Source organism: Sporolactobacillus sp. KGMB 08714, from assembly GCF_036598985.1.
GTDB lineage: Bacteria > Bacillota > Bacilli > Bacillales > Sporolactobacillaceae > Sporolactobacillus.
Window position 1 is genome coordinate 1 of the sequence record NZ_JAUUBW010000025.1, and the last position, 12,815, is coordinate 12,815.

The window sequence follows — 12,815 nt, forward strand, 5'->3', positions numbered from 1 at the left end:
AGACCGACGGTCAAGGTCCTTCAGACCATCTTGAAAAACAACAAAAAGAATGATGCCGAACAAGAAATGAAACGTCGAACAGAAGACAGCGAGAATGCCTATGGCTTTACACGCGGCGCTTCATACTATGGGGGAAAAGACGATAATGAATGAACAAACGCTCACCAAATTATATGAAATGAAACTGAGTGGCCTAGCAGAATCCTACAAGGAACAATCAATGAATAAAGATTTTCAAAAGATGAGTTTCGACGATCGCCTTTCGTTACTGATAGACTTTGAACATTCAAGACGGCAAAATAACAAACTTCATCGACTGATCAACGCTGCCGCCTTGTTATATTCAAGTGCCTCCGTCGAAGAAATTGAATACTATGAAGACCGAAAACTGGACAAGGAACTGATCCTCAAATTGTCCAATGGCAATTATATTCAGAACCACCATAATATTATTTTGATGGGCCCTACGGGCTCTGGGAAATCATTTCTCGCCTCGGCATTTGGCGTATCTGCCTGTCGTCAATTGTACAAGGTGAAGTATACACGCTTACCAGAATTGATCGATGAACTGACGCTCGCCAAGTTGGCTGCGGATGGAAGTTATCGAAAGTTGATTAAAAAATATACCAAAACAGATCTGCTCATTCTTGATGAATGGCTATTAACCGATCTATCTGCGGAGGAAGCTTCCATTCTGTTGGAGATTACTGAATCCCGGCATAAGACAGCGTCTACGATTTTCTGCTCACAAATTGATCCCAGGGGCTGGCATCAAAAGCTAGGCAACGAAACCCTGGCGGAGGCTATCTTAGATCGTATTGTTCATGACTCATACCAAATTTTTATTGACGGAGAAGTATCTATGCGTGAACGCCATGGATTAGAAAAGGAACCCACACCAGGTGATTTGTACAGATGACGAATAAACTTGATCACGAATGGAGGACAGCCAATGAGCAAGATCTCCGCTGACGAAGCTTTTCAATTTATCCATTCCTACGCTTGGAAAGTTGATCGGGGTGAAGTCGAACAATGGCTCAGAGAGGATCCCCTGGTTCAGGCTGATTCAGAAGGACTCATGGATGAGGGTTGGATGTATCGGTTTAATGACTGGCGCCAAGTTAAGGGCACAGCCTATGAACCCGGTATTGATACACAGACAAAGATAAACCGACTTCTGGAGGAAGTTGACTGCCTTAAACAAGAGATCAAAAAACTAAAAGATAAGAATCTTCGTCTAGAAAGGCAATGTGGTATAGAACCGATATAAAAAGGTCCTTTTTCAATCCCCCGCTTAAATGGGGGATTTTTTTAGCCGATTGATCTTGATCTCTGTCCACAACAAAGAAAATTCCTTATGGATATCGCATTATCTACAGGAAATTTTACGCCTGGTAAACGTCTTGGCGACAAGTGGTAAAATCGCTGGCGATTGGTGGTAAAAAAGATGTCACAAGTGGTACATTTAGCTGGCCGTTATCAGAATTCCTTCGTCGCGCCTCTGCTACCTTTATATCCCACTTCGTTCAGATAAAAGGCATGACAAAGGATCACCGATGGCTGTTCGGACTTTCTTTATATCCCACTTCGTTCAGATAAAAGCGCACTGACGAGGTTGCCGATAATCGACATGACAACCTTTATATCCCACTTCGTTCAGATAAAAGCTACATTCCGGCCGTCAGCGTCGTTGTGGGCGCTCTCTTCTTTATATCCCACTTCGTTCAGATAAAAGTGTCAAACAAAAAGAAATAATCCGTCTCATATGCTCCTTTATATCCCACTTCGTTCAGATAAAAGCGATAACCCCACGCCGCATAATCGACGAGTAATATCCTTTATATCCCACTTCGTTCAGATAAAAGCGTCAAGGATGCGAGCGGAAGCTACTCCCTGTCTGACCTTTATATCCCACTTCGTTCAGATAAAAGGGCGGATCCGGATGAATACCTTTGCTGACGCGATTATCTTTATATCCCACTTCGTTCAGATAAAAGGCATTGATAAAAATACTTAGATGGCCGGTAATCAAACCTTTATATCCCACTTCGTTCAGATAAAAGTCGTCACCACCTTTGACCATTCGCTTGACTTTGCCCCTTTATATCCCACTTCGTTCAGATAAAAGGACAATCTTGCCAAGAAAGCCAATGAGTTACTCGACTTTATATCCCACTTCGTTCAGATAAAAGCTCAATGTGACCAGCCTTTCCGCCATCAATGCGAATTTCTTTATATCCCACTTCGTTCAGATAAAAGGGACGCACACGGCGAGTATACGACGCCGGAAGAATCTTTATATCCCACTTCGTTCAGATAAAAGAAATCCCGTGGGCGGAGTTGTTAGAGCTGGTGAACCTCTTTATATCCCACTTCGTTCAGATAAAAGGCTGCACGAATAAAATTAAAATCGTCCGTGAAATCCCGCTTTATATCCCACTTCGTTCAGATAAAAGAATTCGAACCTATCATCTGCCACTTGAAGAAATTTCTTTATATCCCACTTCGTTCAGATAAAAGCGGAACGCTACGATCCCTGATTAGCCGCTATTGGACACTTTATATCCCACTTCGTTCAGATAAAAGAATAATCAATTAAATGCAGCATATTATCCTATTCTTCCTTTATATCCCACTTCGTTCAGATAAAAGCGATCCACGAAACGGGTTGCCGGCAGCAGCAAAATTTCTTTATATCCCACTTCGTTCAGATAAAAGGCCTGGTGATAGCAATGAATCAACGAACATTAACACTTTATATCCCACTTCGTTCAGATAAAAGTCATATTTTTGATCATACTTAACTTTTATGGTTAAACTTTATATCCCACTTCGTTCAGATAAAAGGCTTTATTTGGATATGAACCCGACGGACTTGAAACCTTTATATCCCACTTCGTTCAGATAAAAGAAATTATCCAATGTCGCATTAGCATATCGGCTGTACTTTATATCCCACTTCGTTCAGATAAAAGACGGAACCATTGATCATTAACACTCATCCCGCTCGTCTTTATATCCCACTTCGTTCAGATAAAAGAACCGTCGGGAACGTGACAATGTTCCGTATCTGCTCTCTTTATATCCCACTTCGTTCAGATAAAAGTTGCAACGATGGACAGAACCTCAACATTGCTGGCACTTTATATCCCACTTCGTTCAGATAAAAGCGTATTTTCCGCCTGGTCCACTTCGTAGTTTTGGATATCTTTATATCCCACTTCGTTCAGATAAAAGGGAACTTCTTGAACAATCTCACTGCTGTTCTGAGAAAACTTTATATCCCACTTCGTTCAGATAAAAGTCTGCCTCACCCGTAACTGTAATACCGTTAAGCTGCCTTTATATCCCACTTCGTTCAGATAAAAGTCCGGGCCTCTTGCAGCCAGGCCAGCACCCACGCACTTTATATCCCACTTCGTTCAGATAAAAGCGCTCAATAACGCGACATTTACCTTAACAAATAAACCTTTATATCCCACTTCGTTCAGATAAAAGTAGTTGACTAAAAAGAGCAGCAGCAAGATCAGCGTCCTTTATATCCCACTTCGTTCAGATAAAAGCTGGTGGAGCTATTAATAATGTACTGGGTAAGCATCTTTATATCCCACTTCGTTCAGATAAAAGATTTTTGGCAATGATCCGCTCATGCGCTGGTATGTCTTTATATCCCACTTCGTTCAGATAAAAGGATAATATGCTGAAACTAACGCATGAGGCGAAACTGACTTTATATCCCACTTCGTTCAGATAAAAGGAAAGAAGAAAAAGATGAATTATTTTCCAAGGGAAGCACTTTATATCCCACTTCGTTCAGATAAAAGGATCCCGGTTAATCGTATAGTCTTTTATATAGCCATCTTTATATCCCACTTCGTTCAGATAAAAGGATGAGGTCGTCCAGCGTATCTTACAGGATTCAAATTACTTTATATCCCACTTCGTTCAGATAAAAGAAGTTTTGTATAAACACCTTTCCAATGTTCGAATTACTTTATATCCCACTTCGTTCAGATAAAAGAAGCAAACTATTATCATGTCAGCACGGCGGAGTCCTCTTTATATCCCACTTCGTTCAGATAAAAGATACGTCCAATTATAGAGGTCTGTCTTTTTAAACGTCTTTATATCCCACTTCGTTCAGATAAAAGTTGATATTCAAATAACCGAAAAGGAAGACTTTAAGAACTTTATATCCCACTTCGTTCAGATAAAAGAAAAGATAACATTGCACATGCGATGAATGATTATGAGCTTTATATCCCACTTCGTTCAGATAAAAGTGAAGAACAAATAACACATCATCATCTTGAAGTCTGTCTTTATATCCCACTTCGTTCAGATAAAAGCGTTGTTAAATCATTTAAAGGTGCTTCGGCTAGACAACTTTATATCCCACTTCGTTCAGATAAAAGGGGTTGCCTGGCGGACTAGATTCGCCGGAACGTACGACTTTATATCCCACTTCGTTCAGATAAAAGTGACTAGGTAGGTGAGAGAGGGTAAGTACCCATATATCTTTATATCCCACTTCGTTCAGATAAAAGCAAACTCGGACATTTCAGAAGAAGAGTGCAGAAAATACTTTATATCCCACTTCGTTCAGATAAAAGGCCTTTCAAGAATCCATGTCCTCTTCTAAATTCAAACTTTATATCCCACTTCGTTCAGATAAAAGCTATTGCCGAGAGTGAGCAGCGTAAGTTCATTGGTAAACTTTATATCCCACTTCGTTCAGATAAAAGTATGATCCGGTTATCAATAAAAAACCATTGATTCACAACTTTATATCCCACTTCGTTCAGATAAAAGGATTAAGGTGTTATAAAGTTCTCTATCCACCAGGTAGCTTTATATCCCACTTCGTTCAGATAAAAGCCCTACTCTCTAATTTAACAACAACGAGTGATGTTACCTTTATATCCCACTTCGTTCAGATAAAAGGAATACACAACGCCACAACAGCTCGAACAAACGGCACTTTATATCCCACTTCGTTCAGATAAAAGGACTATCGGACGCCGGATCAGTGGCTCAATGAGGACTTTATATCCCACTTCGTTCAGATAAAAGTCGACGGATCCGGATGCGTTTGTCAACGTCAACATCTCTTTATATCCCACTTCGTTCAGATAAAAGAGATAGCAAAATTCGTATCATGCCTGATGCTCACACCTTTATATCCCACTTCGTTCAGATAAAAGGATATTCGGTTTCATTTTTCGACAACAAACGGTTTTCTTTATATCCCACTTCGTTCAGATAAAAGGCGGATCACCTGTACCGTGGATAGTCCGGTCAGATTCCTTTATATCCCACTTCGTTCAGATAAAAGTCGACGGATCCGGATGCGTTTGTCAACGTCAACACCTCTTTATATCCCACTTCGTTCAGATAAAAGCTGATAAGGGTTCATACCGTGCTCACCTGCGAAGGACTTTATATCCCACTTCGTTCAGATAAAAGTGAATAGCCCTGTTTACGCCTGTAAGCGCAGCACCACTTTATATCCCACTTCGTTCAGATAAAAGGCTGCACCCGCTCTCTGTCAATGGCATTCTTCCAATTTCCTTTATATCCCACTTCGTTCAGATAAAAGAAACGTCTATGACGGTTCCGGGGGCGGCGGATCGCCTTTATATCCCACTTCGTTCAGATAAAAGATTTGGATAAAACCTACTACATAGGGGGACTCAAGACTTTATATCCCACTTCGTTCAGATAAAAGAATATTGCCTGCCGCAAAATTCTGTGCAATATTGGTATCTTTATATCCCACTTCGTTCAGATAAAAGTCATCACCAGACAAGTCCACCGGCAGACAGCGTCCATCTTTATATCCCACTTCGTTCAGATAAAAGTGCCGCTTCTTTTCGGCAGCCATCGCCCGCCATAAAACTTTATATCCCACTTCGTTCAGATAAAAGGGGATTGTTGACGTTCCGCTTCGTCAACCGTGATGTCTTTATATCCCACTTCGTTCAGATAAAAGGTTGACGTTTACACTCGTGCCGCTCGCGAGGTTGACCGTCTTTATATCCCACTTCGTTCAGATAAAAGATACCCAGGTCTTCCGCGATCTTTCGGGCGAGTGGCTTTATATCCCACTTCGTTCAGATAAAAGCGGAAGCCCGCGATGTCGGGTTTTGCGACGCCATAGTCTTTATATCCCACTTCGTTCAGATAAAAGCGTCTCGACGGGATCCGTCAATATCGCGAATACGCCCTTTATATCCCACTTCGTTCAGATAAAAGGCAGAGCGGCGTTTTTTATTGGTCAATCCTCCGACTTTATATCCCACTTCGTTCAGATAAAAGAGCCTAGCGACAACCCCCCTGAGTCCGTATAATATCCTTTATATCCCACTTCGTTCAGATAAAAGGAGGGAACGGGACTCAATCTAGTATTTATCACTGCCGACTTTATATCCCACTTCGTTCAGATAAAAGCTGTTGCTGTTTATTCAATTGATTTGATGACGGACGACTTTATATCCTACTTCGTTCAGATAAAAGAATCAGTCATCCGCAGCAGAGTTTAAATTTTTATACCTTTATATCCCACTTCGTTCAGATAAAAGTTGCTTCTCAGATTTAGTATCGGGGGCTGATAAAATCTTTATATCCCACTTCGTTCAGATAAAAGTACAAGCGACAAAAACACAGCAATTGCCTGTTTAATCTTTATATCCCACTTCGTTCAGATAAAAGAATGAAACTTGCAGACGAGGATTAATAAACCAGTCTTCTTTATATCCCACTTCGTTCAGATAAAAGAGCGTTGCCCATTAATCCACGTTCGATAGTTACATTGCTTTATATCCCACTTCGTTCAGATAAAAGAAAGGTATCAAGGTAGCAGTGAGTGAATTTAATCATCTTTATATCCCACTTCGTTCAGATAAAAGCGAATCGCAAAAGGTGAATATGGTTATTATCCGGAAACTTTATATCCCACTTCGTTCAGATAAAAGTAGCATCATGCTATATCAACAAACAACACCTATGCAACTTTATATCCCACTTCGTTCAGATAAAAGATGAATATAGACAAAACATTATTGCCGTTCCATTTTCCTTTATATCCCACTTCGTTCAGATAAAAGGGTCCACCCGATCGATCAACAATTGATAATTTTTCCTTTATATCCCACTTCGTTCAGATAAAAGCGCGCTCTGTGTTGACCGTCTTTTCGTAGTAAAATTTCTTTATATCCCACTTCGTTCAGATAAAAGTGATAAGTGATAGACATGAGTGTGAAGGGTAGATAGCTTTATATCCCACTTCGTTCAGATAAAAGGATGATAAGTCTAAGTGGGAAGAAGTTGATTAAAAACTTTATATCCCACTTCGTTCAGATAAAAGGAAGGCCGCATGAAGATCATGAAGACGATCCTGGCGGCCTTTATATCCCACTTCGTTCAGATAAAAGCTGCACCCACGCCGGCACCAATGGCCGTACCGACACCCTTTATATCCCACTTCGTTCAGATAAAAGAGAATGTCCCGGTAAACCTGCCCGCTGTTACGCAGGACTTTATATCCCACTTCGTTCAGATAAAAGGAACGCTATCCTGCAACATTGTCACGCAAGTACCTGACTTTATATCCCACTTCGTTCAGATAAAAGACTTCATATGAAACTCCTAATGAGGTTGTTATTGCAGACTTTATATCCCACTTCGTTCAGATAAAAGTCGATACGTCTGGGTTTGAATCGAGTTTCATTGACATCTTTATATCCCACTTCGTTCAGATAAAAGTGAATTGATTGCTAAGAAGCATCCAGACGTAAAAGATCTTTATATCCCACTTCGTTCAGATAAAAGAGCGTCAGCGCAGCATTAATCAACAGCGGCAGCATCCTTTATATCCCACTTCGTTCAGATAAAAGTCAAAACGTCCTTTCCCGCGGAATGCCGTCTGATCCCTTTATATCCCACTTCGTTCAGATAAAAGCACCAGCTTTCTAGTCATTCTTTGCCATGCAAAACCGCTTTATATCCCACTTCGTTCAGATAAAAGGAAGTCGCCACCGTCCATGATCATACGATATTCAATTCTTTATATCCCACTTCGTTCAGATAAAAGCATCTTCTTTGGCTTGATATTTTCCCCAATTGACAACTTTATATCCCACTTCGTTCAGATAAAAGGGTCTATAAACCGGCTGCAAATACCTGGATTGACACCTTTATATCCCACTTCGTTCAGATAAAAGGCGCATAGCTCGTGATAAAGCAGGACAAATGCACTCTTTATATCCCACTTCGTTCAGATAAAAGCGGCGCCCTCCGCCAAATAGGACAATAAATATTCATACTTTATATCCCACTTCGTTCAGATAAAAGAGATTCAAGCCAAAGCCGCCGTTCTGCGCATAATGCCTTTATATCCCACTTCGTTCAGATAAAAGTATAAAGCAACCAGACGCCCAAACCGCTGATTAGTTCTTTATATCCCACTTCGTTCAGATAAAAGGCGTTCAAAAATCTAAATAAAATCCCTTTGTAACAAGCAATATTGTATCACTATTTTCATTTTCTGCAGTCAATCATCAATCGTGTTTCATAAGTTTTTTCAAATATCTTGTTAAACGCTGCTTTATAAGTCGTTATGGTTGATTTGTAAAAATATGGATCCGCTGCAATATTAATTTGAATATTAAATTGAGTGCCCTCACTATAAGAACATTTCGTCAAAGCTTTTTTCCACTCCATATACATCTTTTGTTATATGTTTTGGATTTTCCACTTTATAGATGTAAAGTGAATCGACTTTTTCATTCATTAGCCTAGTCAGTTCATTTAAACATCGACTTAATTTTCCTTTCGTTATTTCTCCCTCAAAGACGGAATTCTGTGTCCATATTAAATACTCCTTCAGTTTTTTTCTGACCTTATTAATTCTCTTGACTTCAACATCATACGTTAAAATTACATACATATGGTTTTGCAGCCTCCCCAATTCTAATTCAATTCTCTACCACCAGGCCTTTAATGGCTTATATTCTTCGTCACCGAGAAAATGCTTGATCAATTTGTAGCACTCAAGACGCATAAAATATCGATAAGACACCTGACGATTTAATTTTCTATGCTTTACGGTAGTGGTCAATCTGTCTTCCCATGCTTGAATAAATTTTTTTCTTCCGGAATCGTCAAGTAAAATCATATTATCAATTTTTCGAAAATCGGATTGTTTTAGCATCTTCTTATTCAAAAGTTTAAAAATCAAGGGATCAACCAGAAGAGGTTTAAAAATTTCAGCAATGTCCAGACTGAGCGAAAATCTTTTCGTTGAGGGTTCATGAAGAAAACTAACAGTCGGATCAAGATGTGTTTTATATATTTCACTCAGCACCGTAGTATAACACAGACTATTGCCAAAAGAGATCAGCGCGTTTAATGGATCCTGAGGCGGCCGTTTTGTCCGTGTATCAAAAGCAAACTCATTTGGTAAAAATTCATTAAAAGATTGATAGTAAATTTGATGAATATTGCCTTCAATCCCCATTAAGGGGTGTATGGATTCTGTTTGATCAATTTTATTTGAAAGTTCGATCAATCCATCAATATATGTATCTGTTTTCGGATTATAATGTCTGAGATTACGAACCATGTGAAAAACTGCGGAATGTATAAAAGCTCTGGCAATAAATTGTCGCTTTTTCTTATCCAAATAATGGGCACATTGATTGACGACGGTAAAACCTGAAACTTTTTTGGATCGGGGATAGAAAGTCCCCATGTAAAATCCATAATAATTAAAAAAATGAACACGAACATCATACTCTTGAAGAAGCTGAAGAAATGTTGTATTCAGATCTGCTTCACCAAATAAATAGATATTATCTACTTGTTCGATTGGTAGATACTTTTTCTTGCCTGTTTCTCCATTAATAAAATAAAGCGTATTATCTTCTCTTTTTAGTCGACCTTTTGAAAAAATGTAATAGTTTTGCTCCATGATTTATTCGCTCTCCTCACCCGCAAAACAAAAGTCATGGTACGCACAGTTCGGGCAATATCGTTTTTTTACAAATTTAGGAGGTTGTACACAATCGATGATTTGCTCAATCTCATTCATCATTTTATCAAGCCGCGCAATGTCCTCATGAGTTAGTTCGACCTCTTGAGTTTTTTTCTCTTTTGTATATTGGATTAGTCCTTTTTTCTCGACCCCTCTCTTTTTAAGTTCATACAAATAAAATAAAAGTTGCCAACGATCTGCTTCATTCATTTTGCTCGAATTCTTCACCTCACGGACATAATACTTGTCCATTGCATCAATCTGAATTTGATTATCAATGTGAATATCACGCTCTTTGATTTGACGGTAGGCACGCTCGTGAAGAATGGCACCTTCCATGACCTTATCGTTTTCAGGTGCCAAATTTATATTTTTTGCATAAAGCCACAGCTTTCGTTTACAGACTATATAGTATTGAACATGAAGGCCACTCAACAATACGATCACCTCGCAATGGATTAAATATCTCACAAAAGCTGTTCATCAGATCGAGCTATGTCCATTTCGGTCGGAATTTGCATTCTCTTTTCGAAATTGTATGAGTAATCCACAATCAAGATGTCATAAGATTGCCTAAGCGTACATTGCCAGCTAATCGACTAATCTTATTAGTTTTTTTAAATCGATACATAAGCATATAAGTATACCAACGGTAAATGAGCATATCTTATCTATGATTCTTATTCTCTTTTCATTAATTACTTTTGGTCTTCTAATGGGTTATTCTGAAGAGCCTCAGTATAGATCCTCTATTTCTGTCGATATTTAAAATATACCACAATGTGTAATCGAAAGTGTCCTCCCTCCCCTCGACCCACCTCAAGAATCTTAAACCAGTCTTTATTCGTCAGCTCATTGCTTTGCATGTCGATTGCGGACTGTACCCTTTCAAATTCGGTGGAACCGATAATCGAGCAGATGGTCACCGGCAGTTTATATTATTGATGAAGGCATAGGCGATTTTATCTATCGAATCGGTGCCATATTTCCGGGCCATCTGTTCAAGTATCTCGCGGACACAGAATTCGCAGCCTGTTAGACGGCTGCCGGCGAGCGGCGACCAAGCCATGACCGGAATGTTGTGAATCAGGGCACTGTCCATTACTCCATTGAAGAAGGTGTCGGTATAAAGTGGGTTGATTTCAACCTGATTGGTGACGAGCGGCGTTGTAGTGTATTTGCTGATCATCTCGAAGTAAGTGTAACTGGCGTTCGAGATGCCATATGTCTGACTTTGCCTTGCTTAATCAGGCTGTCCAGGGCCTCAGCCACTTCTGTCGGATTGAGCAGCGGATCGAGGCGGTGGACTAGCAGGACATCGACATAATCGGTATGCAGCACTTCCAGTGATCTGTTCAGCGAATCATTTAAGTGCTTAACTGAAGAATCATAGTAGTGAGCATAGCCGTTGTCTTCTCTGGGCAGTACAATATTGAATTTGGTGACAATCTGGATTCTGTCCCTCAATGAGCTGTTGTCCCTGAGTGCCGCCTCGCCGAACAGCCGGCTGCTTTCAAAATAGCCATAGATATCGGCGTGATCGAATGTTGTCACACCGGCGTTCAGGCACCGCTCGACAAAATCGGCCATCTTCTTGCCGCTCAGGCCTTCCTGACTGGCTCGCATTGTTTTCCTGCAATTACTTTTGAAAATTTCAAGTCTTTTGCAACGTCAACATAATCCATTTTTCTGCCTCCTCAGCAATCCCTGCCACGGGACTAATCCAAACTAATTTTTATTATAATAGATTGTTTGTAGAATAGTAGTGATGCGCTTACACATTAATCCTGCATTCCCGTATTCATATATCAAGGTTTTAAAAATTACTGATGTTAAAGGATTTTTTGACAATGACAATTTGTATTATGATCCCATTGGCAGAAATCTGATATGTAAAAAAGCTTTCACTGAAATAATTTTTCTGTTGTTTTGATATATTTTTCCGGTAATCCAGGATTGATGAAAAAATGATTAATCGATCGAAGAAATTTTTATTGATAGAATTTTAGTTCGAAACTTTTTTGGACTTTTTCAATCGAAGCAACGAATAACCTGAACGCCGGTAATTTTTCAAAGAGGAAACACGATGATCCCCGGCGGAGTTAAAAATTCACAAGTGATCATCATGTAAAACTGGAGTTTTCAGGATTTCTGCATGGCTTTTCTTCCTTTAGAACTATATCGATCTGCTTCAGACAACCGTCCCCCGCTTATCCTGCTCAATCAGAATGGAGAGATTGTTACGGATCGCTTTCGAATGATTCTCCAGTTGCAGGATGGCCGCCGATTCGTTTTCCGACAGCTGATAAATGATATCTCTGAACTGAAGCCGAATATCCTGAAGAATACCCAATGTCGCGTGATGATAAGCGATCACCGCCTGGTATTGCGTTCCGTTGAACAAGGCGGTTTCGATGTAAGGCTTGAACGCGAGCATCAGATCGGAGAAATGGCGCTGCACATGATTCAGTGTTTCACTAAAATTCTCGACGGTGTCCACCGATCTGCTGAGGATTTGTTTCGTCTGGGAAAGAAATTCTCTCAGCTGATTATCCCAGGACAGAAAAGGAATTCGGATAAGATCCACTTCCCAGGAAAAAGCAGTCAAGCAGGTGCGCGCCGTCTGCAGTGAGTCAATCACCTCACCGGCCAGCCCGAAGCAAATGTTCAGAATCGGTCGGATTTCTTCATCCGCCCTTCTCGAGAAAGCTTGAAAATTTTGCTCGAGCTGCTGTTTACGAAGGGTCATTCCGTTTCTCAAATAGTTTGACGGTTCCATTTT

6 protein-coding genes, 1 pseudogene and 1 CRISPR repeat array are annotated in these 12,815 nt (G+C 40.1%); of the genes and pseudogenes, 2 read left to right on the forward strand and 5 right to left on the reverse strand.

The genetic code is table 11. From position 1 onward, the window contains the following. Positions 1 to 145 precede the first annotated feature (145 nt). Positions 146 to 919 (forward strand): IS21-like element helper ATPase IstB, encoded by a 774-nt coding sequence (istB, locus tag Q6A92_RS12200; RefSeq protein ID WP_332238281.1) that lies wholly within the window; start codon positions 146 to 148, stop codon positions 917 to 919. A 33-nt stretch (positions 920 to 952) separates the two neighbouring features. Further along, positions 953 to 1,270 carry a hypothetical protein gene (locus Q6A92_RS12205; RefSeq protein ID WP_332238282.1) on the forward strand — a complete coding sequence of 106 codons (318 nt, stop codon included), beginning with the start codon at positions 953 to 955 and terminating at the stop codon, positions 1,268 to 1,270. Positions 1,271 to 1,508: 238 nt separating this feature from the next. Then, a CRISPR array of direct repeats spans positions 1,509 to 8,482; the repeat unit is 29 nt; unit sequence CTTTATATCCCACTTCGTTCAGATAAAAG. 201 nt (positions 8,483 to 8,683) lie between these two features. Here the strand turns inward: Q6A92_RS12205 and cas2 are convergent. The 5 genes and pseudogenes from cas2 to Q6A92_RS12235 all read right to left on the reverse strand — a co-directional run bounded on the left by cas2 (position 8,684) and on the right by Q6A92_RS12235 (position 12,812). Further along, entirely contained in the window at positions 8,684 to 8,947 is a 264-nt protein-coding gene (cas2, locus tag Q6A92_RS12210; RefSeq protein WP_332238283.1) for a CRISPR-associated endonuclease Cas2, read from the reverse strand. 36 nt (positions 8,948 to 8,983) lie between these two features. Further along, on the reverse strand, positions 8,984 to 9,970 hold the full coding sequence (gene cas1b / locus Q6A92_RS12215) for a type I-B CRISPR-associated endonuclease Cas1b (RefSeq protein ID WP_332238284.1): 987 nt from the start codon (positions 9,968 to 9,970) through the stop codon (positions 8,984 to 8,986). A gap of 3 nt (positions 9,971 to 9,973) precedes the next feature. Continuing rightward, complete coding sequence (cas4, locus tag Q6A92_RS12220; RefSeq protein WP_332238285.1) at positions 9,974 to 10,468, reverse strand: CRISPR-associated protein Cas4; 495 nt, start codon at positions 10,466 to 10,468, stop codon at positions 9,974 to 9,976. A 487-nt stretch (positions 10,469 to 10,955) separates the two neighbouring features. Further along, a pseudogene (locus Q6A92_RS20320) lies at positions 10,956 to 11,659 on the reverse strand (aldo/keto reductase). Between the two features lie 565 nt (positions 11,660 to 12,224). Beyond that, complete coding sequence (locus Q6A92_RS12235; protein WP_332238288.1) at positions 12,225 to 12,812, reverse strand: hypothetical protein; 588 nt, start codon at positions 12,810 to 12,812, stop codon at positions 12,225 to 12,227. Between the last annotated feature and the right edge of the window lie 3 nt (positions 12,813 to 12,815).

What these genes read in the sequence shown, in the direction of transcription:
- istB (WP_332238281.1), top strand. Translation starts at nt 146, where the DNA reads ATGAATGAACAAACGCTCACCAAATTATATGAAATGAAACTGAGTGGC.
- Q6A92_RS12205 (WP_332238282.1), top strand. Translation starts at nt 953, where the DNA reads ATGAGCAAGATCTCCGCTGACGAAGCTTTTCAATTTATCCATTCCTAC.
- cas2 (WP_332238283.1), bottom strand. Translation starts at nt 8,947, where the DNA reads ATGTATGTAATTTTAACGTATGATGTTGAAGTCAAGAGAATTAATAAG.
- cas1b (WP_332238284.1), bottom strand. Translation starts at nt 9,970, where the DNA reads ATGGAGCAAAACTATTACATTTTTTCAAAAGGTCGACTAAAAAGAGAA.
- Q6A92_RS12235 (WP_332238288.1), bottom strand. Translation starts at nt 12,812, where the DNA reads ATGGAACCGTCAAACTATTTGAGAAACGGAATGACCCTTCGTAAACAG.